Annotated in this window: 21 protein-coding genes; 1 reads left to right on the top strand and 20 read right to left on the bottom strand. The window is 60.1% G+C overall.

From position 1 onward, the window contains the following. Positions 1-304: 304 nt before the first annotated feature. Positions 305-2,779: an SIR2 family protein gene (locus PO883_RS00620; protein ID WP_289308054.1), complete on the bottom strand. Its 2,475-nt coding sequence runs from the start codon at positions 2,777-2,779 to the stop codon at positions 305-307. Between the two features lie 384 nt (positions 2,780-3,163). Between PO883_RS00620 and PO883_RS00615 the strand changes: the two genes are divergently transcribed. Beyond that, positions 3,164-3,418, top strand: a complete 255-nt coding sequence (locus PO883_RS00615; RefSeq protein ID WP_289308053.1) for a transposase DNA-binding-containing protein — start codon at positions 3,164-3,166, stop codon at positions 3,416-3,418. Between the two features lie 44 nt (positions 3,419-3,462). On the opposite strand, the gene PO883_RS00610 is transcribed toward PO883_RS00615, so the two are convergent. The 19 genes from PO883_RS00610 to tssB form a co-directional block, all read right to left on the bottom strand. Continuing rightward, the gene (locus PO883_RS00610; protein WP_289308052.1) at positions 3,463-3,807 is read right to left on the bottom strand and encodes a hypothetical protein; all 345 of its coding nucleotides are present in this window, start codon (positions 3,805-3,807) and stop codon (positions 3,463-3,465) included. 8 nt (positions 3,808-3,815) lie between these two features. After that, the gene (locus PO883_RS00605) at positions 3,816-4,169 is read right to left on the bottom strand and encodes a hypothetical protein (protein WP_289308051.1); all 354 of its coding nucleotides are present in this window, start codon (positions 4,167-4,169) and stop codon (positions 3,816-3,818) included. Between the two features lie 3 nt (positions 4,170-4,172). Then, on the bottom strand, positions 4,173-4,823 hold the full coding sequence (locus PO883_RS00600) for a DUF3540 domain-containing protein (RefSeq protein WP_289308050.1): 651 nt from the start codon (positions 4,821-4,823) through the stop codon (positions 4,173-4,175). A 47-nt stretch (positions 4,824-4,870) separates the two neighbouring features. After that, positions 4,871-5,953: a pentapeptide repeat-containing protein gene (locus PO883_RS00595; protein ID WP_289308049.1), complete on the bottom strand. Its 1,083-nt coding sequence runs from the start codon at positions 5,951-5,953 to the stop codon at positions 4,871-4,873. Positions 5,954-5,961: 8 nt separating this feature from the next. Then, the gene (locus PO883_RS00590) at positions 5,962-8,400 is read right to left on the bottom strand and encodes a type VI secretion system Vgr family protein (protein ID WP_289308048.1); all 2,439 of its coding nucleotides are present in this window, start codon (positions 8,398-8,400) and stop codon (positions 5,962-5,964) included. Between the two features lie 49 nt (positions 8,401-8,449). After that, entirely contained in the window at positions 8,450-9,178 is a 729-nt protein-coding gene (locus PO883_RS00585) for a dienelactone hydrolase family protein (RefSeq protein ID WP_289308047.1), read from the bottom strand. A gap of 88 nt (positions 9,179-9,266) precedes the next feature. Next, the gene (locus PO883_RS00580) at positions 9,267-9,620 is read right to left on the bottom strand and encodes a PAAR-like domain-containing protein (RefSeq protein ID WP_054267264.1); all 354 of its coding nucleotides are present in this window, start codon (positions 9,618-9,620) and stop codon (positions 9,267-9,269) included. Between the two features lie 37 nt (positions 9,621-9,657). Beyond that, a complete protein-coding gene (locus PO883_RS00575; RefSeq protein WP_289308046.1) occupies positions 9,658-12,315 on the bottom strand; it encodes a DUF2169 domain-containing protein in 2,658 nt (885 codons plus the stop codon). A 223-nt stretch (positions 12,316-12,538) separates the two neighbouring features. Next, entirely contained in the window at positions 12,539-13,300 is a 762-nt protein-coding gene (locus PO883_RS00570) for a PP2C family serine/threonine-protein phosphatase (protein ID WP_289308045.1), read from the bottom strand. Further along, the gene (gene tagH / locus PO883_RS00565; protein WP_289308044.1) at positions 13,294-14,772 is read right to left on the bottom strand and encodes a type VI secretion system-associated FHA domain protein TagH; all 1,479 of its coding nucleotides are present in this window, start codon (positions 14,770-14,772) and stop codon (positions 13,294-13,296) included. Before tagH ends, PO883_RS00570 begins: the two co-directional genes overlap by 7 nt. A 12-nt stretch (positions 14,773-14,784) precedes the next feature. Continuing rightward, entirely contained in the window at positions 14,785-15,285 is a 501-nt protein-coding gene (locus PO883_RS00560) for a TssQ family T6SS-associated lipoprotein (RefSeq protein WP_289308043.1), read from the bottom strand. 30 nt (positions 15,286-15,315) lie between these two features. Continuing rightward, complete coding sequence (gene tssH, locus PO883_RS00555; protein ID WP_289308042.1) at positions 15,316-18,006, bottom strand: type VI secretion system ATPase TssH; 2,691 nt, start codon at positions 18,004-18,006, stop codon at positions 15,316-15,318. After that, positions 17,999-19,099 carry a type VI secretion system baseplate subunit TssG gene (gene tssG, locus PO883_RS00550; RefSeq protein ID WP_289308041.1) on the bottom strand — a complete coding sequence of 367 codons (1,101 nt, stop codon included), beginning with the start codon at positions 19,097-19,099 and terminating at the stop codon, positions 17,999-18,001. The genes tssH and tssG overlap by 8 nt, the downstream gene beginning before the upstream one ends. Further along, complete coding sequence (tssF, locus tag PO883_RS00545) at positions 19,096-20,964, bottom strand: type VI secretion system baseplate subunit TssF (protein WP_289308040.1); 1,869 nt, start codon at positions 20,962-20,964, stop codon at positions 19,096-19,098. Before tssF ends, tssG begins: the two co-directional genes overlap by 4 nt. Further along, complete coding sequence (gene tssE / locus PO883_RS00540) at positions 20,964-21,530, bottom strand: type VI secretion system baseplate subunit TssE (protein ID WP_289308039.1); 567 nt, start codon at positions 21,528-21,530, stop codon at positions 20,964-20,966. The genes tssF and tssE overlap by 1 nt, the downstream gene beginning before the upstream one ends. Further along, positions 21,523-22,353 carry a type VI secretion system accessory protein TagJ gene (locus PO883_RS00535; protein ID WP_289308038.1) on the bottom strand — a complete coding sequence of 277 codons (831 nt, stop codon included), beginning with the start codon at positions 22,351-22,353 and terminating at the stop codon, positions 21,523-21,525. Before PO883_RS00535 ends, tssE begins: the two co-directional genes overlap by 8 nt. Positions 22,354-22,406: 53 nt before the next feature. Then, complete coding sequence (locus PO883_RS00530) at positions 22,407-22,883, bottom strand: type VI secretion system tube protein Hcp (RefSeq protein WP_289308037.1); 477 nt, start codon at positions 22,881-22,883, stop codon at positions 22,407-22,409. A 45-nt stretch (positions 22,884-22,928) separates the two neighbouring features. After that, complete coding sequence (tssC, locus tag PO883_RS00525; RefSeq protein ID WP_289308036.1) at positions 22,929-24,437, bottom strand: type VI secretion system contractile sheath large subunit; 1,509 nt, start codon at positions 24,435-24,437, stop codon at positions 22,929-22,931. Next, positions 24,430-24,981: a type VI secretion system contractile sheath small subunit gene (tssB, locus tag PO883_RS00520; RefSeq protein WP_289308035.1), complete on the bottom strand. Its 552-nt coding sequence runs from the start codon at positions 24,979-24,981 to the stop codon at positions 24,430-24,432. The genes tssC and tssB overlap by 8 nt, the downstream gene beginning before the upstream one ends. Positions 24,982-25,010: the final 29 nt, after the last annotated feature.

Below are 25,010 nucleotides of genomic sequence, written 5' to 3'. Positions count from 1 at the left end.
ACGAATATTTGACTGGCGAAAATGTAATACGAATTCCATTTGGTTGCGCTGTCAAATGAAACCGAAAAATACGCTCAAAAAGTGATATTTCAACTAGGCGCGTATGCATTTTCTACTCGGCATCGCTTTATTTTGAAGGTGCAATGAATTTTCTGATTCCTACTCTGCACACGCCGTATGAGCCGCACTAAGCATCCGCATGCTAGCGAAAGCGGAAGTAGCTCGCACCGCAAAACGAACGCCCCGCCCCAGTTGAGAGACGGTGCGATTCGATTTTTCAATGGGTTGTCGGGTTTTTCTAATATTAATGCTGGTCATGAACTATAAGTTCATCCCAGATGCCCGTTGAGGCATACCTTGTTAACGCCTCCCAAACCCTCCGAAGAACTTTGTCCCCTTTTGAAGTCCGAAGGCGTTCATTTATTTCATTGGCATAATTTCCCGCCAATTCTCTTGCAGCAGCCGGCCCATCGAATGTTTGTACAACTTTCACTTCGCCGAGTGCCATTGTTACAATAGGATAAATATCATCACTGTCTATCATTCCATCAAGGCGGACAAGCAATGTTTTTGCTTCTGATAAATATTCTTTGGCCGTAGCTTCGCTGGTCAAAAATGGAGCCAAGATTAGTAACTGTTGAGCAAGCGCATGTTCCGTATGTGCCATACGATAAGCATCTACCGCAACCCTTAACTTTTCTAGTGCAAGATAGTGTTCATGAAAGCCACGGTAGGCTAAGCCATATTGAAGCCAAAAAAGGCCATCCTGCTCAAATTTCTTCTCCGTGTTGCGATATACATTTAAAATCAGCTCCTTTTTTCCGTGCAAAGCTTTTCGGAGAAACTTGAAGTTAATTAAACCTTTGTAAATTCGAGATTCTCGCTTATCCATATGTTTCATTACTGGATTTTCGTATTTCCCCAATGCTCCTAAAAGCGCTTTGATTGCGCGTTCTATTTGCTGTGGATCGACGACGCGATCAATTAGATGGTTGATATATACTGGGTGGCGTACAGAAAGTTTGTCGCCTGAGCGCTGTACAATCCCAACAAGGTTCCCCAGTAAAACGGCGGAATTTCGAAGTAATCCGAGCTCGTTCAAAGCGCGATTTAGTAATTCGATCTTCAAGGAAGCTCTATTTGCCGTTGCAAGTCCTACTACCAAAAGTAGTAATCGTTCGTCATCCGATGAAATTGATTTGTATTCGCTTTCAATGATTTTTTCAAACCCTACACCCGATGTCGCTTCCATCAGCGCAATTAGGAGTTGGCGACGCGCTCTCACCATTAATTCGTCAATTCTTTGTTGTTGAGTTAGCTGCCCAAGGCGGGTCCATGAGCCGTATCGTTCGAGCTTGATTAATATCTGTAACGCGTCCGGTTCGGTAAAATCGCTAACATTAACCTCATGTGGAGTCATGCTAGATAGTTTCCGGCTAACTTTGTTTGACCATACGTTTTCTCGTTCGGCGCCAAGAAACCTAATGCGCCTACGACGAGTTTGACGAAATTCAACCAAGTCATTTGCAAAACTATCAAGATTATCCATTACTATAAGGATAGTTTCGATAGACTCATCGCAAGAGATTTCAATCTCTTTGAGCGTCGCAGTAAGATCTTCGGGGACTTCATTTAAGAAGTATACAGACCAACGCATTGTGTCTGAAATTCGCAGTGCGGCCTGCATAATAAGTGTTGACTTACCACATCCGGCCGGACCTACGACCACAGTTAATGGTGTATTTTGGATAGTCGAAAGCACGACCTTTTCAAGAATTGCCAACTCCGCCGGTATCTGCTGAACGATATCGTCCCACCCAGGATGAAACCCTTTGTAAAAATCGCGTATGTGATCGGAATTTTTATCTGACGCATTTAAGGGGGCAATCATTCCGCGTCGTACTAACGTTACATCATCGAATAGATCAAGTTTCGCACGATCAATGCCTTGTTGAGCGAGAATTCCGAGTTGAGGAATGTTGACTACAGCCAGACTAAATGGTGTGATAGGATCAGGAAATTCGATTTTCAACCAGGATACGAAGTCTTCCAATGTTCCGGCTATATGTTTTATATTGTAGCTCTCTAAATCGAGTTTTTGAATTTCACTCGCGCTAGGTGTTATGAGATAGCTGACTCCGGGAGCGCTCCCGTGAACATCCTTATATCGTTCGATATGGAATTTTAGTAAGGGTTCATTTGCTTTGGTGCCTATGAATAAAAACGGTGTTGATATAAAATCGTTAGCCGATTGATCGTACCATGGCAATGAAGCGCCCGTTGCCTTGGCATATTCTGATGCGGAAAAAATAATTCCGTCGGATAGCCGTGTTGCAGACCCATTTAATTTTACTAAATCTAGCCGCTCATACATTGGATCATGATTTTCTACGCTGTCTGCGGCAAGTCGTACAGCCAGATTTTGCTTGGATTTTCGTGTTATGGCAGTTTGCAATGCGTCGTCGATGTTTAGCGTGTATATTCGTCTCCATGCATATTCTGCAAGGGTATAATATTCGTCGGATGGTGAGGTATATCTGAAATATGTTTCAAGAATTGGTGAGAGCCTTGCTTGTAGTTTTTGCTTTGCTGCTGAATACACTGCTGATAAATCTTCATCGTCAAATGGCAAACCCGCAGCGTCTGCTAGCTGTTTTGCGAGGGCCCACCCATCTGGAATGGGCTGCCCGGCTTTTGTTTTGCAACCTTTAGATGCGCCAGCACCTAAAAAGAGTGACAATTCTCCGCGCTGAATCGCCTGTTTGATGTCTACATTCACAAAGAGCCTCCGTTTGGATTTGAGATTTCTCGATTTTAGCGCGGTCTTAGATGAAAAAGTAAATTATCTGGCTTTTGATAAATTCCCGAGGTTATGGGGCGGATAACGGTTTAAATTTCTTTGCTATGAGAGCAACTGCCGTTTCGATACTGTATACAGCACCGACTATACCTACACTCTTATACACAAGTCGGTAGCCGTGCCGGCGCTCAATAAAGTCTTTACATTCAATGACTTGCTGATGGGCCTTGTAAACTACCCTGAAATCGCGTTTAGTCTTGCCTTTTGATTGCGGCACATTGGACAAGCCAGCACAGCTGTCGGCAGCGATGAACGGATGACGAATTTGCTGGGCTGGACCTTGGCGATGCGCACCTCAACAAGATGCCTGAGAAATTGATGGAAGCTATTGCGGCCAAGCCGGCGGCCAGTATCCCTGAGGCATGCGATAGCTGGAGCGAGACCTGCGCGGCCTATCGCGTCCTGTCGAATGCTGAAGTAACTTGGGAGGGCATCTTGGCGCCGCACTGGGCGCGCATGCGGTTGTGCTGCGCATTCAGGACACGACGGATCTCGATTTCAACGACCAGTAGATCGCTGGACGGGGCCGTTGAGCTATGTAGCGCAACGTGGTGTTGAAGACGTACAAAATGAGTCCATTGCCAATGGGCGGCTTACAAATGCTATTTGCCACAATCTTTCAGCCAGATGCGAATGGCACATTGACCCAATGGGACGCTGAGTATTTTCCCGAGCGGCAAAGATGGGAAGTGAGGTTTTTCGACTTCCTTTGAGCAGCATGGGGGCAGATCGACGGCGTCGGGGGATGGTCCGACATAGAATTGTCGTTGCTGGACGTAGCCCATATCGCCGATCATCCCGTCAATCGCGTTGACGAGTTCCTGTCCCGACATCGCGCCCGGCAATTGGCCCCTGCCTAAAAACCCTCCGTTTCCCAGCGGCGTGAGGACACCACCGAATAATTCCCGATCGGATTCAATACGCGCTTGGCAGATGCCTACAGTCAATGCCAGGTTCAGGAGCGGGAAAAATCAATCAGTGCCCGCCCGCTTGAACGGTCTACCCGCAAGGCGACCGTGCAGCCGGTTTGTATGGCCGGCAGATGGATCGCTGCGATGGGCTGGGCGATGTCGCGCTGCGTTGCAGGCGCCTGCACATCCACCAGGCGCACCACGCACAGCGGTTGGTCATTGATCAGGGTGCCGCTCTGGCGCGCACTGACCACCTTCGCATAGCAAATAGTGCCGTGCGCGAGCAGCCTGGCGTCGGCTGCCTGTGCACGAAACAAGCTGCGGATCTGCCAGGCGGTATGCCCGCCAACAAGCACGACCACCACCGCTGCGATCGCAATATAGGCAAAGTCGCTCATGCCTCAGCCCAGATGAATCTGTTTTGAATCCATTTTCAACAGCTTGTCGCTGGTCACCATGACGTGGTCGCCATGCAGTCGCAGATAGTCCCTGGCCTCATAATCGAGCTGACCTGCGCGCAGATGGTCGGTTTGCTCGACCTGGCGATAGCAGACACGGGCGACCTGGCGTACTTTGTCCAACAGCATTTCCAGCGCCTGCCCGGTATGCCGCAGCACCCCCAGTGCGCCTTGCCACTGGCGGCCCTGGTAGCTCAGTTCCTGCGCGACGACGACGGCGCTTTCGGCGCGGATGCCCAACTGCCCCGACGTCAAGGAGAGCGCTGAGCTCTCCAGGCTGATGGCATCGTCGCTGAGGACCTGCACCGCGCCGCCGTACCCGATCGCCATGGCGCCCTCGACGCCGATCCGGGCGGTGCGCGCGCTATCGCGCTCCAGCACGGCGATCAGGTAACTTTGCTGGCGGCTCGGACCGGAGACCAGCACCTTGTCGCCCGTTTCCGGATGGAGCAGGCAACTGGCGGCGCGCTTGCAGGTCAGGGTGCCACCGTGGAGGTCCAACAAAAAATTGCCATGACCCAGATCGGCGGCGACCGTGGCAATGGTGTGAATGGCCGCGTCAAGGGCGCTGGCGTGTTCGAGTACGGTATGCATCGTGAACATCCTTTAAAAAATGTGGGGAGGCAATCGCCAGGGCAGGCTCAACGCGACCAGAGTTCGGCTTGCAGGAGTGGCTCATCGTGTTCGATGACGCCGCGCCGGCTGGTCCATGTCGCGCCATCTTGCGCGCTGCGATGCAGCCTGGTGCGGTCGAAGCCGGCGTGGCTGAAGCTGGCATCGCGCAGATCGGCATAGGAAAAATCGGCGAAGCGCAGGTCGGTGTCGCGCAAGTCCGCGCCTTCGCAGCACGCCGCCTGGAAATTGGCGTAAGCGAGCCGGGCACCGCGCAAGTTGGCCTTGCGCAGGCTTGCGCGCGGCCACAGCGTTTGTTCAAAAAACCCGCCGGACAGATCGGCGCCGTCCAGCTTGGCCTCGGCAAACAAGGCAAAGCGTGCCTGGACCCCGCGCAGCAGCGCGCCCGGCAGTTGCGCACCCTTGAACATGCAGTGCGCGATATTGGCCCCGGTGAAATCGGCTTCCGCCAGATCGCTTTCAACGAACTGGCACATCGGCATCGCCAGTCCGGCAAATACATTCCCGCTCAGCTTCGCTTTAGCGAAAACAACGTTCTTCAAGCTGGCCGCGCGCCACAGGGCGCCAGCGAAATCGACCTCCATGAACACGGTTTTTTCCAGCAGCGCTTCGGAAAAATCGCAGCGATGTGCCGAACATTCCGTGACACATAAAATCTCTGCCCTGAGCCCCGCCAGGCTGGCATCGTCCAGCTTGCAGCGAAGGAGCGTGGCATTGCTAAAACACGATGAATGCAGCTGCGCAGAGCGCAGATCGCAACTGAGCATGCTGGCGCCGTTGGCGTCCGCGCCTTCAAGCCGGGCGTGGCTCACATTGCAGTCATGCCAGGTTGTTTTAGCCAGCCTGGCGCCCCGCAGGTCGGCCTGCTCGAACTGGCAGTGCATGAAATCGCACTCGCTCAGATCGGCGCCACCGAGTTGGGCACCGCGCAGGTCGACCCGGTCGAACTGGCCACCCGAGAGATCGAGCCCGGTCAGCACGGCGCCGCGCAGGTCGCATTTTTCCACGCCCTCGCCGTTTCGGATTTTCGATTGCAGCTCTTGCGCCGACATCAGCGGGCGCGCTGTACTGGAGAAAGTGGTGGAAGACATTGCGCAGCTCAAAAAATCAGGTTCATGAATCTGTTGTGAACAGCTACGCCACCGTTCACCGTCGCTACCGCGCTGGATTGGTTGAACATGACGTTGCCTTCGACTTTTGCACCGTTGACATCGCGCTTGAACACGCAGAAGTCGGTCTTGAAAACAAAAAAGCTTAATGCCTTGATGTTGAACGAAGAATGCAGCATCCGGAAGTTCAGATTAATTGGAATGACCGATACCGCACTTGTCGCGTAAGAGAATTTGACAATCCCGACCACGTCGATCGCGTAGGTGGCAGTAATGCCGAGTTTATTGTCGTACGTGCCGCCACCAGTTGCACCGGCAGCCCCGCCGCCACCGCCGCCCGCCTTGATGAACACGTCGCCGGCAAAAATATTGTGGACGCCGCTCGTGTGGTAATCGGCATTGTTCGCGGTCACCTTATGTCCGCCATGCACAACGTGAACGTGACTGCCTTCGACGATATGGTCCTGGTTTCCACTGACCGCGCGCAAATAATCGCCGATGACATTCTGTTCCTGGTTTCCGTTCAGCTTGTGTGCCTGGTTGCCATGCAAATCGTAGTTGCGATGTCCATGCACCGTGTAATTATGGTCCCCGTGCAGCACGTAATTGTGATTGCCATAGATGGTTTCGTTGTAGTCGCCTGTGACGATATGCTCGTGGTCTCCGGTAACTTTGTGCGCATGGCCACTCTGATGCTGCTCAGTGCTGGCTCCCGCGACAGTGCGCGTGCTGGTGCCGCCAACCGCATGGGCATGATTGGCGACGATGGCCGTCGCTTTATTGGCGCCGACACTTTCAGTCAGATTGGCCGCCACCGATTGGATCGCGTTGGCGCCAATCGACTCGGTATGGTTGGCGCCAATGGTCTCTACCTGATTGACGCCGACCATATTGGTCTTGTTGTTTTCCACTTCGATCAGCATGTCCTTTTCGGCATGCAGCGCCAGCCTTTCCGCGCCAATGGCGTCCTCGAACTCCAGCGAATTGGCATTGGCGGGCGAACCGCCCTTGGTCGAGCGCGACACGATACCGCTTTTGCTGGCGGCGCCCGGCAGCCCGAACGGGGGCATCTGGTCGGCGTTGTAAGTGCTGCCAATGACAATCGGCCGGTCGGCTTCGCCACCGATGAAGTCGACCACGACTTCCTGGCCCACCCGCGGAATGTACAAGGTGCCGAAATTGGAACCAGCCCAGCTCGTTGCCACGCGCAGCCAGCAGGAACTGTTTTCGTCCATGTTGCCGTAGCGGTCCCAGCGAAACTGCACTTTGATGCGGCCGTATTCATCGGTCCAGATTTCTTCGCCTGCCGGGCCGACCACGGTCGCCGTTTGCGGCCCGCTGGTGCGCGGCTTGGGCGTGACACGGCGTGGGCGAAACGGCAGGCTGGCCGGTTGCGTGACGAAATCACATTCGTAGCACGCCGGGGTCGGGTCGCTGGCGTAACAAGGTTCCTGAAAACGATACGTCACGCTCACCAGCAAATACTCGCGGTTGGCATCGTCGCGCGGGCAGTTGCTCAGCTTGAAGCGATAGCCGGGCGCCAAGGCGCGCACCGTAGCGTGGCCATGGTCGCGTTCACGCTCGCACTGCAATCCTTCAAGGCGAATCCGGCTGTAATGGTCGGAATCGCCCATCTCGGCGTAGCCACCCATCCAGTCGTAGACTTCCATGTCGCCATGCTGGTGCGAACCGGCATTGGCGCGCTGGTTCTGCAACCTGGCGCGCGGCTTGGAGAAATTGAAGTCGTCCGTCACGTAGCTGCCCGGCGCGATTTCTTGCGCCACGTGATAGCGGTCGATGAACTCTTCCTGGGGCGTGGCCACGCGCTCGGCCTTGAAGAACGGGATCGAGGCGTAGCCTGGCAAGACCTCGTGCGCGCCAATATCATCGGCCAGCACCAGGGTATGACTGCCCAGCGCATGCTTGAAGTAATAATAGATGCCTTCGTGCTCCATCAGGCGGCTGACGAAGTCGAAGTCGGTCTCCTGGTATTGCACGCAATAGGTCCATGTGCGGTAATTGCCGGTCAGATTCAGTTCCAGGGCAAAGCCATATTCCCCGAGCACTTCCTGCAAGATCTCGGCGACGCTTTTGTTCTGGAAGATCTTGCAGTCCTTGGTTTGCGTAAGCAGCCACAACCAAGGGCGCACGATGGCGCGGTAGCGGTAGCTGCGCGCGGTCGCCCCTTCCCGGCCCACCAGCATGCCGCGCCCGACGATGCCGTTCAGGTAGCGCACTGCACCGTCGCGCGTTTGCACTTCCACCGTCAATGGCTGGCCCAGCAGCGCTTTCAAGTCCAGCGCGTTACTATCGGCAATCATGTCCACTTCAAATTCAAACAGCTGCGACAGTGCTTCTGTACCGCGCAGGGCGCTAAAGAGCAGCACCTCGTCACCGAGTTGCGTGTGGGCTTTTACAATGCGTTCCATATGAATTTCCTTGTAGGCTTAAACACAATGTCCGGATGCGGACAGTCACTTATGCGTCGATGTCACGTAGTAGTCCAGCCACCCTCGGCCACCAGAAGCCGACGCCATCCGGGTCCAGCACATAGCGGTGGGCGCACTCCTTGAAGTGGCCGAGGTTGACAAATTCAGCGCTGGCGCCGTGCTCGCAGTAGGCGTCATGCAGCGACTTGGCATAGTCCAGCGGCCAAAAGCTGTCGTTGTCGGCGTACAGCCACATCGAGCGCACTCTGGCGCGCCGGCCGTAATAGCGGAACGCGTCGCGTAGCGGCTGTTGCCAGCCCTGGTCCGACTCGCCGCGCAGGCCGCCGGCAAAGTTCACCAGGGCGCGCACGCCGGCGTGCGGCTTCATGCCGTAGGCCAGCGTCCCCAGCGCGCCATACGAGTGCCCGCTGACGATGATGCAGCTGGCGTCGATATAAGGCTTGCCGGACATGGCCAGCACCACGGTCTCGATGTCGCGCGCACAGCACAGTGAGCCGGCAAGCGGGTTGGCCCAGTGGCTCAGATGGCGGCCGCCCGAGTCGGCAAAACCCCGGCGGTTGGGCGCAAGCACTGCATAGCCCTGGCGCAGCAGCACCTTGGCCAGGGCGTCTGGCCGGCTGCGCGCCTGATGCACGGTATTGCCGAAATTCCTGCCGTGGTTAAATACCCAGAGAGGAAACGGACCCGGCCCGCCGGGCAGGTACAAGGTGGCCACCATCATGATCGGCTCGGCCTCGCGCGAAGCAATATGCAGCATGCGCCAGGCCCGCCCGGGTGGAGGGCAATAGGCTGGACTGGCGGCGACGCCGCGGTACTTCAAGGGAAACCCTTTCGGCAGTCCATGGCTAAAATGCCAGTACCTTGAATTGCCCTGGCACCAGATAAATACCCGGTGCGTTGGTGGAATTTTGAATCGACATGCTGGTCATGCGCGTTGCCGGCGTCGCTTTGATCAGCAAGTTGTATTTGCCGGTCACTTCACGCGACGGTCCCATGACCGTACCGCTGGCCACGCCAACGCCGGGCAAGGTCATGGTCATTGGCGCAAAGGTAGCCAGGTTGTGGGCCGGGGTACCGCCCACCAGGATGTTGAAGGCATTCGGGATGTGCATGGGCGCCGGCGCGGCATTGGGTGAGGTAATGGGAATCTTCGCATCGACCGGCGCCAGGCTCAGGCCAAGCTGGGTTTTCAAAAACATGGGCTATCCTGCTGAAAGTGTAAGAAAAACATCGGCCTCAATCGGCCAAGGCGGCGGCCTGCACCAGCCGCGGTAAGAATTTGGTCTGCTCCAGGTAGGCCTGGTCGAACAGGGTTCCGCCGTCGCCCAAGGTTTGCGCCAGGTCGGCGCGAAACAGGTTGGCGCCGCGCAGGTCGCACGAGCGCAGGTCGGCTTTCACAAGGCTTGCGCCGATCAGATTGGCGTCGCGCAGGTCGCTGGCGACCAGGATGGCGCGGGTGAAAAAACTGCCGCTGGCATTCATGCGCTGCAAGTTGGCGCCGCTCAGATTGGCTTCGGAAAAATCCGTGATCGCCGCCGTCGCACCGCAGAAATTTGCTCGTTGCATGCTGATTTCACGGAAATTACATTGGGATAGCTGGGCATCCGTGAAGTCGGCTTCGTCCAGTGCGGTTTTATCGGTGACCGCGCAGGTGCGCAGGACGCTGCCGCGAAAACTCAGCCGTGCTGCATCCGTCGTGACCCATGCGCTGTCTTGCAAGGTGGCCTGGTCAAAACACAGATCTTCTTGCCGGCCTTCGATAAAGACGCATTTCTCGAAATGCGCATGGCGGAAGCTGCAATTGCGCATGCCGATTTTGTAGAAAGTCAGCGAGAAAAAGCGCGCATGATCGAACCTGGCCGACGCGATCTGCATCTCAGTGAGCATGACGTCACCGATCTGCGCGTGGGAGAAGTCGCCATGATCGAGCCGGGCTTCTTCCCATGCGCACTTGTTCAGTACGGCGTGCGCAAACGAGGCGTAGCGGGCGTCCGCTTGCGCCAGGCTGGCGCCTTCGCACCTGGCGTGCGCAAAGCTGGCGCCGGCCAGCGAGGTGCGCGCCAGAATCGCTTCCGTCAAGTCGCAACCGTCCAGTTTGGTTCCGCGCAAGTCGGCGCTTTCCAGCATGGCGCCCCTGAAATTGGCATTGCGCAGATCCATGCCTGACAGATCCGCTCCAGTCAGGTCCAGGCCGGCAAAGTCGCGCGTGCTGGCGTAGATCGCCGCCACCTGGTCGCGCACGCGCCGGGCTGTGTCGCCGACCAGCACGGCGGCTGGCGCGAAACTGGTCGCGCCGTGCAAGTACATCTTGTGCATGGTCGATTTCAGCTCCGCAGCCGGGATGATCTCGGGAATGGGCGTACCGGAAAATGATTCTGCTTCGCTTGCCATGCCGGCGTGGCTGGCGCTGAACTCGGCAAAGCTGTGGGTGGGGGCCAGCGGCGGTCGCGTGACGCCGGTATTGCTGTCGAGAAGAGGCGCTACCTGGTCCAGCATTGCAAGCTGGCCCTGATGTTCGGGCGGGAGATTGGTGGCCATTTCCCGACGCGTCCTGGCCAGCGCCGCCCGGGCTTCGTCCATGTCGGCGGCGTGCAGCCGATCCACCTTTTCCATAAATTGCGGCAAATCTTCCAGGCGGCGCGGCAGCTCGGGGGCGGCATTCATTGGCGGAAGTATCTCGTCCGGGTCGAGCCCTTCATCACGCGCCATGTGCGCACTCTTGTCGCGTTGGTTCTGCATGCGCTGCCGCTGATTGCGTTCCAGAGGGCCTGGCACTTTGTCGAACATGGTGTCCTCCCCAGGAAACAGGAGGCCCAGCGCCACGCCTTCAGGCAACAGGTCGCCATCGCGAAAGGCGTAATTGCTGCCAGTCTTGGGGGCTAGCCTTTGTTCGAGCACCTTCAGGAAATGGGCGTGATCGCGTTTTGCGTGGCGATGCTCCAGCGCGGGCATCAGTTGCACAACGTCGTGGGCATCGTCCTGGTCGATCTCCACCACGCCGTGATAAATCAGGACGCTTTCCAGGCGGTGCGGGAAGAACCACGCGGTGGTCAGCCGCAAGTCGATGTCGGCGGTAATGTGCTTGTCATTCCGCCGTTTCACCACGAGGCAACGGCCAACCCAGTCGGGAATGGTTCCGCTCAGCACGGGGTGCTCCGGGTGCATATTGCGCAGCGTGTAAGGCGCGCCGGCAAGTTCAAAGCTGGCAGGGAAGTGCTGATCGTCGGGCGCGGCGTTCCATGCGCGCCAGTCCATGCTGCGGGCAAGGCCGGGGAAGTCATTCTCGAACCATGCTTGGTCGTGCACGCCCATGCGCGCCTGGCGTTGCTGCCAGGCCACGTCGATCGGTCCCATGCCAGCCGGCGCCGATGGTGGCCTGCCTGGCGCCCGGTAAAGTTCGCTGGCCAGCTCGACGTTTGGCAGCCGCACCACCTTTTGACCGCCCATATCGTCGGCGTCCATGCCCCGGCCAAGCGGATTGGCAGCAAAGGCCGCGCCGCCGAACGCATGCGTCCAGTCCAGCGGCATGGCATCGAACGGCGCCGGCGTACTGGCGCCGCCAGCGATCCAATAGCGGTCACCAAAGACAGTCAGGCGTTTTTCTATATCGCCAACCTGGGCGGAGACGGCGCAACGGGTTTTATCTTGCTGATGATGGGTATAGCCGAAACCGGATACCAGAAACTCCGGATATTGCTTTGGCAAGCCCAGGTCGAGGACGCTGGTTTCCCCCAGCTCGCTTGCCAGCATCGGCCACAATCCTTGTTCATTCAATAGCTGGGGATTGGGGCCCAAGGTGACATGCGCGTACGCCGTCACGCATAAAAAATGCCTGTTCTGCCAGGTAAAGGGCCGGGGCATGACGCCCAGGCGCATCGGTTTGATGATCTTCATACGCTGCTTGTTTATCCGGTGACGCTGGAACTAGAATAGATATAGATCGCGCGATATTTATGAATCAAAATCTGATAATAAAGTATTGCAGCTATTTTAATTGGCGAGCCATGCTAACGTTATTGGCGCGGCCCGGTCAATAATATTTCCCATAGTTTTAAATATATTAATCAGGTCATCAACAGGTAATATAAATATCGTATGGATTGCAATCGGGCGCTTATCAATCGCGATGCGCGCGGGTTACCAATTGCGGATCCCCGACCCATACGCCCAGCGCCGAGTAGTTGTCTTGCGTGCCGTCGCAATCGCTGCGTTGACGCACTTGATCGTCAAGCAGGGTGACCCAATCCGCCACATTGCCTGCCACTTGCAGGCAGCGCTGCATCGCCGCGTCGTCGAGCCCACTCCAGAAGCCGTCGGTGCACAGCAGATAGGCGTCGCCGTCTTCAAGCGTGCAAGCCGCTCCCGGCTCGATGTTGTCGGTATCGGCCTGGCCCAGCGCGTGGCTGAGCAAATGCGCTGTGTCCGGGCCGCAGGACAAACCCACCTGTTGCAGTTGGGCGGCCAGGCTGTGGTCTTGCGTGCGGCGCAGCAGATGCCCGCGCCGGAACAGGTACAGGCGGCTGTCCCCGACATGAATCCACTGCGCCATCCGTTCGCGCCGGTCGATGAACAGCGCCACCACGGTCGCTGCCATGCGCGCCCGCTCGGGGTTGCGCCGTTGTTCCGCGACGATGGCAGCGTCGGCGGCATCCACGCTGCCGTGCGTCATTGCTTGCAGGCCGTACGATTGCTTGTCATCGAGTTGCTGCAAGCTCCAGTGCACCGCCAGCCTGGATGCGATGGCGCCGCCGGCCTGGCCACCCACGCCGTCGCTGATCACAAAGCAGGCGTCGTCATCACGCACCCGGAAACCCAAGGCGTCTTCATTGCTGGCGCGGCTGCCTTGATGCGAACATTGCGCCGTGGTCAAGGTCAGCATGCTTGTTGCATCCTCTGTGCGCGGTACAGTTCGACCTCGGCGTCGTAGGCGGACAAAAATACCTGCCCGAACACGGTATGGAAGTCTTCCTCCACGGCGGTCACCGCCGCCTGATGCAACGCGCGATAACGCACCCACGCGCGCCCGTCGCGCCCCTTCGGCATCAGGCGCTCGTACCAGACGTCGGCGCCCATCTGCTTGTCCACCACTTCCGGACTGAAATTGCGCAACAGTTGATTGAGCGCGGCGCGCATGCCCGCCAGCATGCCCATCTGGTGGGCTTGAAGGTCGTGGAAGGTGTCGTCGACGGCGCGCTCGGACGTCATGAAGCCGGAAAACGGCGGCCCGAACATTTGTTTGAGTACGGTCTGGGCATCCGGCAGCAGCTTGAGCGGATTGTTTTCCTTGTCGAGCATCATGGTCAGCTCCGCCTTGACTTCCCGCTTGATGATGGTGCGGCTGGTCAACAGGTTCATGGAGCCTCCGACCAGTTTGCTCAACAGGCGACCGGCCTGATGAAAGTGCGCCTCGGTCAAGGTGCCTTCGTTTGGGGTAAAGCCGGCGCCATCCAGGAACGCTGCGACCATGCGTCCGGCGTCCGGCGTGAGCGGGGCCGGGTCGCAGGCCGTGGGTCGCGGTGGCATCGGAATAGGCGGCGACGTCATCTCGGCAGCGAACCGGGCTGGCGCGGGCTCCGCTTGCACGCCGCTGGCAATAGCCTGGCCAAACAAGGAGCCGGTGTCGAAGGGGGCGCAAGCCGCCTGTTCCTGCTGCGCCAACTCCAGCAGCGCGGTGCTGGTATCGGGTAGGGCGCTGGCACTGTCGGCGAACAGATTGCTGTGCGATTGCGCGCCAGGGTTGGCAAAGAAATCGAGCGGATCGACCGATGGATTGCTGAGCATCGCCAGGGCGTCATCCGGTAAGAGCGCTTCCGGCGCTGGCGCCTGCGCAACCGCCAGCGGCGCTGCCACCGGCGCGGTAGCGGCAAACAGCCTGGCGCTCGGTGCCGGCGCAAAGTCGGACACAAGGTTGTCCCAGAACGCGCCGTCGGGAGCCACCGTTGCCGCTGACGGAGCCGGCGCCAGCGCCAGCGCGACATGCACGGGCGCAATCTCCACGTCGGCCACAGGCGGCAGCGGGCTAGCGCCGCTATCAGCCGGCTTCTGGTCACCAACCTGCAGCAGATACAAACCAATCCGTACCTGGTCGCCATCCCGCAGGCGCCAGGGCTGGTCGCCCGTCAATGCCGCATCATTCACTTCAACCGGGCAGACCGTACTCAGGTTGGCCAGATACGTCCCGCTGTCATCGATGCGCACCGATGCCTGCAAGCGCGAAATCTGCCTGGTGTCATCGACCAGCACCAGATGATTGTCCGCGCCCCGGCCGATGGTTGCCCCAGGCCGGGAAAAGTCCTTGCTGACCGGCGCACGTAGCGGCTGCCCGGCGTGTTCGAGGATGGTGAATCGCATGCGTGTTCCTGATTATGGCTTGGCTGGAAGCGTGACTTTTTTGCGGGCGGCATCAAACGCCGGCCCCCACATCGGATGCGAACGCTCGGCTTCGGGCAACTGAAAGCCCGGATCGAGCAGCATCACGCGCTCTGCTTCGGCATTGCAAGGCGCGGTCTTCTTTGTGATGCAGTAGCTGAACGCCAGCAGCTTGTGCGCCTGGACTTGGGTTGCGGTGCTTGAAAAATCGATGGCCTTGCTGGTGTTCAGGTTAACGATGACTGCCTTGAAGTCACCGGCCGTAAATTGCTTGTTAGCTTCCGCAATGACAACCTGCGCGCGCTGTTCCATGGCGTTCAATATCACTGCGGCAGGCCTGGCCGCCGGCTCGGGAGCGGCAACCGGCGCGCTGTCAGTGCTGGCGCACGCGCTCAGCCAGAGCGGGGCACTGATCGCCAGCACCGATGCGCCAGCTTTGAAAACAGCGGTTCTCAACATGGATACCGGAGGGCGAGCGTTAAGGATACGGTTCATCAAAAATCTTTCGTCATAGGTGAGGCAAGGTCAGTGTGGGAGTGCCGACAGTTCGACGTCCAGGTCGTCGGCCCGCGCGCCCGGGGTGGCCGGCGCGGCGTGCGCATGCTCGAAGCGATACGTGAACTCGCCTCCCTGCGCACCAATCGTCACACCCGTCAGTTTTTCGGGCGCCGACAAGCGCAGCAGGATTTCGCGGCTAATGTGCGGCAGCACCGTCTGCGTCAATACCGCGTCGACCATGCGCCCGCCGGATTCAAGCTGGGTGCAGCGTTGACCGAGCAGGGCCACGGCGCCGTCTTCATAGGTGAACACAATATTGTGGTTGGCCAGCAGGCGGCTGCGGATGCGGTCAAATTGCAGCGCGACGATACGCGCGAGCATGCTGTCCGACAGAGGGAAGTACGGCACCACTGACAGACGACCGAGCAGGGCGGCCGGGAACACTTTCAGCAGCGGCTCGCGCAGCGCGCCGGCCAGCGCGTCCACGTCCGGCATCAGGTCCGGGTCCTGGCACAGGCGCATCAACAGATCGCTGCCGACATTCGAGGTCAGGATGATGACGGTGTTCTTGAAGTCGATGTAGCGGCCTTCGCCGTCTTCCATCCAGCCCTTGTCGAACACCTGGAAGAAAATTTCATGCACATCCGGATGGGCTTTTTCGATTTCATCGAGCAGGACCACGCTGTACGGACGCCGCCGCACCGCCTCGGTCAGCACACCGCCTTCGCCGTAGCCAACGTAACCTGGCGGCGCGCCTTTCAAGGTGCTGACGGTATGGGCTTCCTGGAATTCACTCATATTGATGGTGATGAGATTCTGCTCGCCGCCGTACAGGGTTTCGGCCAAGGCCAGCGCGGTTTCGGTCTTGCCGACGCCGGAAGGACCGGCCAGCAGGAACACGCCCACCGGCTTGTTCGGATCATCCAGGCGCGCGCGCGCGGTCTGCACGCGGCGCGCAATCGCTTCCAGCGCATGCTGCTGGCCGATCACGCGCTGGCCCAAGGTGTTGGCCAGCTCCAGCACCGCTTCGACGGCGTCGCCGACCATCCGTCCGACCGGGATGCCGGTCCAGTCCGCAACCACCGCGGCCACCGCATGGGCGTCCACCGCAGTGTGGATCAGCGCCTGTTCCTCCTGGTGCAGTTCAAGCTGCACCAGTACCACTTGCAATTCGGTCAGGCGCGCGGCACGCTCGCCCGGAGCGGCTGCCTGCAACGCTACGCGCAAGGTAAATATTTGCTCCGCCATCAGCTTCTCGGCGTGCCAGCGCGCGCTGATGGTGTCGAACTCATGCCGCTCGGCGGCGATGCGCCGGGCCAGCGGTTCAAGGCGGCTGGCGTCGCCCGCGCCGACATTGCATTCATTGGTCACGATGTCCTGTTCAACCAGCATGGCGTCGATGCGGCGCTGGCAGTCTTCCAGCATGGGCGGCTGGCTGTGCTGGCTCACTGCCACGCGGGCGCAGGCGGTGTCGAGCAGGCTGACCGCCTTGTCCGGTAACTGGCGCGCCGGAATGTAGCGGTGCGACAGCGCCACCGACGCCACGATGGCATCGTCGAGCAGCAGCACGCGGTGGTGGGTGGCCAGCTTGTCGGCCAGGCCGCGCATCATGGTGACGGCGCGCGCCTCGTCCGGTTCGGCGATCTGCACGACCTGGAAACGGCGGGTCAGGGCGGCGTCTTTTTCGATATATTTCTTGTATTCGGCCCAGGTGGTGGCGCCAATGGTGCGCAGTTCGCCGCGCGCCAGCATCGGTTTTAACAGATTGGCGGCGTCGCCGGTGCCTGCCGCGCCGCCAGCGCCGATCAGGGTGTGAATCTCATCGATGAACAAGATGACCGGACGATCGCTGGCCTGCACCTCGGTGATCAATTCGCGCAGGCGTTTTTCAAATTCGCCCTTGACGCTGGCGCCAGCTTGCAGCAGGCCGATGTCAAGCAGCAGCAGGTCAACGTCGCGCAGCGGCGGCGGCACGTCGCCGTTGGCAATGCGCTGCGCGAGGCCTTCCACCACGGCGGTCTTGCCGACCCCGGCTTCACCGGCCAGCAGCGGATTGTTTTGGCGGCGCCGCAGCAGCACGTCGACCATCTGGCGAATTTCTTCATCGCGCCCGGTGACCGGGTCAATCTCGCCAGCACGGGCGCGTGCGGTCAGGTCGACCGTGTAGATATGGATGGCCTTGCCGCTGCCGGCCGGAGGCAAGCCGTCGGGAATGCCGGCTGCGGCGCTGCCGCTCGCTTGCTCCGGCGAGCCAGCCACGATCTGCTCAAGGCTGCCGGATAGGATGTCCGGCAAGACCCGCTCGAACTGACGCGAGATACCGGTCAGCACATGGCGCAGGCTGCTGGTCTTGAGCAAACCAAGCAACAAATGCGCGCCACGAATCTTCTCGGCGTTGAACGTCAGGCTGGCGTAGACCCACGCGCGTTCGACGGCGTCGTCGATATGGCCGGACAGGTCGCTCACCGCGCCAGCGCCACGCGGCAATCGATCCAGCGCTGCCAGCAAGTCGCGTGTCAACTGGTCCCGGTCCAGATTGAAGTGGCTGGCGACGTGCTGCAGATCGCCGTCGGGCGCCTGCCACAGCTGATGGATCCAGTGCACCAGCTCGACGTACGGATTGCCGCGCAGGCGACAGAACGCGGTGCCGTTTTCGATTGCCGCGTACAGCGTGGGATTGAGCTTGCCGAACAGGGCCAGGCGGCTAATTTCAGACATGAAGTGTTCCTCGTTGAAGGTGAGCGTTGGCGCGCGGCGCGGCACGCTTGCTGGCCGCGCGCGCGCTGTAATCGATGATGAGGTGGGCGCTTGTTGCGCGTGGCAGGTGAGCACCCGTTATGCGCGGTGTGTCGGCAGGCCGTTTCCCCAGCCACGTCGACAGGCCGAGCGGCTGCATCTGGCCCAGGGCCGCCACGGGCTTCTGGTCGTCCGCCAGCAGCAGCTGGACATCCCAGCTCAAGTCCATGCCGACAAATTCGTGCACCCATTCCACCAGCGCGGCCACATGTTCGCCGCCCGGCAAAAAGCGCTTGTAATCGTCCAGGGTCAGCGGCCCAAGTACCAGCCGAAAGCGCGACTGGGCATCGCGCACGGCCACGCCAAGCGTGCTGCCTTGACCCAAGCCCATGCCCGCGTTTCCGAGCGCCAGGCGGTCCGCATCGGCCAGCCTGACCCAATGCGTCACATGCTCGATGACGTTGACCGGGATCTCAAAATAGCTGTGCAAGATGGCCCGCAAGCCTTCCGGATTGCGGCTTTGCCGGCCCAGATGGCCGGCCTGGCAGTAGCGCGCATGCAGACCGATGGCGCCAGGGCGTTTTTGCGCCGGCAGTCCCATACCCAGCAGGCTGGCCAGATGGGCATCAAAGCGCGCCTCGCCCGGACGATCCAGGTTGGCGGTCACCTGGCTATCGGCCCAGGCCCGGTAAAACAGCGTAATGAGGCGATGATGAAACAGGTCGGCAAAGGCGACCAGCGTCGGATCGGCCGCCATGCGCTCGCGTTCACGCGCGTATTCGGTCAGATGCAGTGGCAGCGGGCCGTTCGGTCCAAACAAGCCGAAGCCGTAAATGCTCAGTTGCGCCGCGCGGCCTTCCGGCTCGCTCAGGCCAGCGACCGAGGCGGGCGCAAAGGCGAGCGACGCCTTTTGCGCCAGGCGCACCGGTTCCTCGGCCGGGTGACCGGTCCGGCCCAGCAGCTGCGCGGCACCCGCGCGCGCGTCGATCCAGCGCAGCAGCGCGAACAGATCGTGCTCGTACGGCGCCTCGCGCAGCTGCTGCCACGGCGCTTGACTGTTCCAGGCCGCGTTCATAACAGCGGCCTGTTGCCCAGGCGGGCCGGCCAGCTGGCGACCCGGCCTCGCTTACCGCTATGGAGCTCCAGCTCGGCGAACAGATTGATCGACACGTAGCGCGCGAAAAACTGTTCCAGCACCGCGCCGAACAAATACGGACTGTCGCCGGAGAAGGCCTGCTCATCGATGGTCACGGCGATCTTCACGCCACGGCCATGAACAGGCGGGCCAGGCTGGGGCAGGCGGCGGAACAGCGGCTGGTGCACCACCGAACGCACGCCTTCGACCTGGCGCTGCAATCCAGCCTGGCTGTCGTCCAGATACAGGCCCAGCAATTCACGCAGGATCGCCGCGCCTTGCTCGCCATCTTGCTCGAACAGGCCCTGGTGATTCAGGCCAAGGTGGCTGATCAGCTGCCAGGCCAGCTTGCCATCGGCCAGTGGCGCCCGCGGACGCGAAGGCGCGCGCACGGTCGTAATCGCACCCACCGGGGCGGACACGTTGAGCGTAAAGTCGCTGTCGCCGCCGGTACTGAGCAGCAAGGGCAGGTCGCGGTTGGTGCACAGCGTATCGACCGACAGTTGGCGCAGCGTGTCGGCAAACGGCGCCTCGCGCTGGTCGACCAGCGAAATATAGACTTCACTGCCGTTATACGAGGTGCGCGCCCCATGCTGGCGGGCGCGCTGCGACAGCAGGCGTGTTTCGCGCCGCAGGCAGTAGTAGGCGCCATGGTCGCGCGGGTCGCGTGCGAACGATGCATGAAATGGCCGAAACTGGCGTTCGTCGCCGCTGCCATGACCAAGCATGGACGTCACGCTGTGGACTTCAAAGTCGAGTGCCTTGCTGCGGTCGACCACCAGATGGTATTCATTGACCTTTGGCGTGACCACGACCCGGTCCGCACGTTTCGCAAACAAATTCACCACCGGCGTGCAGTGCATGGCCAGGTCGCCCGTGCCAACCAGGCGCTCAAGCGTTGCGTCATCCTGGTCAAGCAGGATCGTTATTTCAAAGTAGGTGCCGGTCACGCCACGCAAGGCGCGCTGCAAGCCGGCGATACTGAAAAACAGCAGGCGGGCAGGGTAGGCAAAATACTCCTGCAAGATCCGGTAGCCCTGGAAGTGGCGTTGGTCGCTCGGCAGGAGGGCCTGCTCCATATCGAAGCCTTCATGGCGCACGGCGCTGGCGTCGAGCACCTCGCCCCATGGCCGGCTGGCCCCATTGCCGCTGTCGGCTTGCCGGCACAGCACGGCGACGGTGTGACCTGCCACCAGTTCCAGCAAGCGCAAGGCGCGCTGCTCGGGGCCGGCCACATGGAAGGTCAGCTTGTCGAGCGGCGACACTTCGCAGCGCTGGCCGCCGCCAAATTGCAGGTTGATGCGCAGCGCGGCCTTGGCCCGGTGGCGCAAGCGTGCCGGCACATCGCCCGGGGCAGGGCCGAAGCGCACCTGCTCCAGGGTCAGTGGCCACAGGGTGACGGCGTGGCCGGTGCGAAATTCGCAGGCGGTTTGCTCACCGCGCGCCAGGCCGGCGCGCAGCGAGGTCTTGGCCGGCAAGGTGAAGCCCGACGCCAGGCTGCCCACGGTCAGGTCCGGCTGCAGCTGCACCACCGCCATTGACGGGGTCGGCGCCAGATAGCCAGGGTAGATCGACGTCAGCAGTTGCTCGGTAAAGCGTGGAAATTGCGCGTCCATTTTGAGCTGCACGCGCGCCGTCAAAAAGCTGAAGCCTTCCAGCAAGCGCTCAACGTAGGGATCGGCGACTTCAATGCCGTGCATGCCCAGGCGGCCAGCGACCTTGGGAAATTGTTCCGCGAATTCCGCGCCCATCTCGCGCAGGTAGCCCAGTTCGCGGTTGTAGTAGTCCAGCAGCCGTGCATCCATCAGTCGGCCACCAGGTTGTGCAGTTTGGTGTGGCCGGTTTCAATGTCCACGTCGGAACGCACCAGAAATTCCACCGGATACGGTTGCGACCATAACTGGGCGCGGATCTCGAACGCCAGTTCGTTGTGCAGCGACAGGCTGTCCGGGTCGGACACGCAGTGCACCTGGAGCGTGTCCGGCAGCAGGCGCGGCTCGAATGCGAGAATCGCGCGGCGCAGGCTGCAGGCCAGTTCCTGGCTATCGAGCTCGGACAAATGCTTGCCCGACAGCGGAAGGATGCCGTAATTGAGCACCGAGCGCTGCACCTGCGGGTAAGCATCGAGATCGAGGTCGGCAGCCATGGCCGTGCAATTGAGCAGCCAGACCAGGTCGCGCATCACGGCGCTGCGCAGGGCCGCACTGGAGGTGCCGGGCGGCTCCATTTCGATGGCTTGCAGCCGGTCGTGGTCGGTCAGGCGTTCCAGCAGGGCCGGGCGCAGGCGGTCGCGCGCGCCCAGGCGCAGGCGTTCGGCGTCGTCGTGGCGCCCGTGGAGGGCGCGCGGGACGTGATTGCCTGATTTAAGCATTGCCCACCTGCGCGTCGTCAAGTTCGAAAACAATCTCGGCGATATCGAGCAGGGCGTATTCACCCTGGTCGGTCACCAGCATGCGTTGGCCGATGCCCGTGTACTGGTCGGCTCCCGCCAGCGCCTGCCATTCGGTATAGGCGGCGGTCAGGATCTTTTGGTCGGCAGCTTTGGCAGGCAAGGGGTAGCGTACCGGCAAAGCAGCGTGGATCTTCTTGCCGGTCACGAGATCGATGGCGCCATGGGACCAGACCAGCGCACAGCGGCTGGTCGCCGGCACCAGGCGAATGCGCTGTACCTGGGCCAGTGGCAGCCAGAGATAGCGCTCGCCTGCGAACAGTTCGAGCACCGGGCCAAAGCGGCTGTCGCCATCGGCCAGCCAGGCGAACGGGATGAGTGTGTCGCTGCCGTGCAGCCGCACGTGTCCGCTGCGCGCCGGCAGCTCGGCCATGGCGGCGGCGCGCACTGCGCCAGCCTGCGCATCGCTGCCACCTGCGTCGAGTTGCAAGGCATCGGCCAGGCATTCGACTGCCGCATCGGCTTCGCAGACATCGGGCCGGCGGGCGCCGGCGAACACCTGCGCGCGCACCAGTTCGCAAGCCAGCGGCCGCAGGTAAGTCCCCGCCAGCGAATCGGCGTTGGGATTGAGTTCCAGCGTCATTGTCAGCGCCGCCTGCGCACGCAGCCAGTCACCGCGCAATGCCAGCACCTGGAACAGCTGCGCCCGCAGGTCCGGGTCTTCCGGTTTGCGCCGGATGCGCTCCTTGAGCTGCGCATATTCTTCATCCAGACTGGCTACTTCAGCGATCGCGCTTTGATTCATGTTCCACCTTTGAGAAGAGGTTCATCGAGCCTCGACTCGATGAACCCCGCACATTACATTTCGATGTTGTCGGTGATGTTCCAGCCCATTGGGCTGCTTGCGCCGTTGCCTTGCTTGTCGGTATAAGCCTGACGCACTTTTGCAGCCTGGAAGCCATAGTTCATGACCAGACGCTCAAGCGTGTCTTGTGGATCGACGCCGATGATCTGGGCCGACGTCACCAGCACATCTTCCAGCGTGACGACGCAAAACTCTTTTTTCGAGCCTGTCGATTTGCACACGTGGACAATCACGCTGCCGAGACGCAAACCGCTTGCGCAGTTCTTGATCAAGGCCGGGGTGGCCTTGTCCATGTAGGCGACCACTTGCAGGTCATTGAAGCTGGCGCGGCCCGCGCCGCCACCGACGACCATGCCGCCTGGCTGGCTGGCACCCCATGAGAACGATTTGATATCGGTCCATTCTTTGTGCTTGTCATCGCTTGCTTCGCCGGTGACGCCAGTTACTTTCATAAACATCATTGCTGCCATGTAAAACTCCTAAATTGAGAAAAGACTTGCAGGGTTGGTGCTTGCTTAGCCATCCACTTTCTTCAGCGACGGCAATTTCGATACCAGACGCAGGGAGACGGTCAGGCCTTCCAGCTGGTAATGGGGACGCAGGAAAAACTTGGCGGCGTAGTAGCCCGGGTTATCGGCCAGTTCTTCCACGTGGACTTCGGCGGCGGCCAGCGGCTTGCGCGCCTTGGTTTCCTGCGACGAGTTGGCCGGATCGCCATCGACGTAGTGCATGATCCAGCTGTTGAGCCAACTGGTCATTTCATCGCGGTCCTTGAACGAGCCGATCTTGTCGCGCACGATGCATTTCAGGTAGTGCGCGAAACGGCAGCAGGCGAACAGGTAAGGCAAGCGGGCCGACAGGCGCGCGTTGGCCGAGGCGTCGGCGTCGAAATACTCGGCCGGTTGCTGCAGCGATTGGGCGCCGATAAACGCGGCAAAGTCCGAGTTCTTGCGGTGCACCAGCGGCATGAAGCCGTTCTTGGCCAGTTCCGCTTCACGCCGGTCGCTGATGGCGATTTCGGTCGGGCACTTCATGTCCACGCCGCCGTCGTCGGTCGGGAAGGTGTGGCACGGCAGGTTGTCGACCGCGCCGCCGGATTCAACGCCGCGAATCGAGGTGCACCAGCCGAATTGCTTGAACGAGCGATTGATGTTGACGCCCATGGCGTAGGCCGAATTGGCCCAGGTATAACGCTCGTGCGATGCGCTGTCGGTATCTTCTTCAAAACTGAATTCATCGACCGGATTGGTGCGGGCGCCGTAGGGCAGGCGGCCGAGGAAGCGCGGCATGGTCAGGCCGATGTAGCGCGCGTCTTCCGATTCGCGCAGGCTGCGCCAGGCGGCGTATTCCGTGTTCTGGAAAATCTTGGTCAGGTCGCGCGGGTTGGCCAGTTCCTGCCAGGATTCCATCTGCAGCAAGCTCGGGGCGGCGGCGGAAATGAACGGGCAGTGCGCGGCCGCCGAGATGCGCGCCAGTTCCGCCAGCGTTTCAACGTCTTGCGGGCTGTGGTCAAAGTGGAAATCGCCGATCATGCTGCCGAAAGGCTCGCCGCCGAACTGGCCGTATTCTTCTTCGTAGACTTTCTTGAAGAGCGGGCTCTGGTCCCAGCCCACGCCCTTATAGCGTTTCAGGTTGCGTGCCAGTTCTTTTTTCGAGATTGGCAACACGCGGATCTTCAGCAGTTCGTCGGTTTCGGTGTTGCTGACCAGGTGATGCAGGCCGAGCCATGCGCCTTCCAGCTGCTGGAAGTCGGCGTGGTGCAAAATCTGATTGATCTGCTCCGACAGCTTCAGGTCGATCTCGGCGATGATGGCCTGGATCGAGCTGTAAGCGTCCGACGACATCGTCACCGTGTGCGCCAGCGCTTGCTGGGCCAGGGTGCGCACGGCGTTTTGCACCGCCTGGTTGGCGTGCTCGCTCTTTGGCTTGAATTGCTTTTGTAGCAGCAGCGCAAAGTCGCTTTCGGCGCTGGTGCTTTGGGCGGGCAGGGCGCCCGCTTCCAGCAGGGCGGAAAAATCATTCATGTGCGTCTCCCTGCACGGCCGCGGGGCCGGCCACACTGTCATTGGCTGGGCGGGCGGCCAGGCTGCCGAGCAGGGCCGGGTTGTTCAGCACGCTGCTGATCAGTTCCTCGGCGCCGCTCTTGCCGTCCATGTAGGCGAGCAGGTTGGACAGCTGGGTGCGGGCGTCAAGCAGCTGCGCCAGCGCATCCACATTGCGCGCCACATTGGCCGGCGAGAAGGCGTCCATGCTGTTGAAGGTCAGGTCGACTTGCAGCATGCCTTCGCCGGTCAGCGTGTTGGGTACCTGGAAAGCGGTGCGCGGTTGCAGCGACTTCATGCGTTCATCGAAATTGTCGATGTCGATTTCCAGGAATTTGCGTTCGGCCAAGTCCGGGAGCGGGTTCAGCTGCTTGCCGGCCAGATCGGCCATGACGCCCATGACGAACGGCAGTTGCACCTTGCGTTCGGCGCCATACACTTCGACGTCGTATTCAATTTGCACGCGCGGTGCACGGTTACGTGCGATGAATTTCTGGCCGCTGCTTGCGGCCCGTGGGTTAGCCATGGAAATAACTCCTTGTGAAAGCTGTCAAT

This window comes from Massilia sp. DJPM01 (assembly GCF_030348125.1).
Classification (GTDB): Bacteria; Pseudomonadota; Gammaproteobacteria; order Burkholderiales; family Burkholderiaceae_D; genus Telluria_A; species Telluria_A frigida.
The sequence above is the reverse complement of the archived record's forward strand: the minus strand, read 5'-3'. Positions and strand labels throughout refer to the sequence as shown.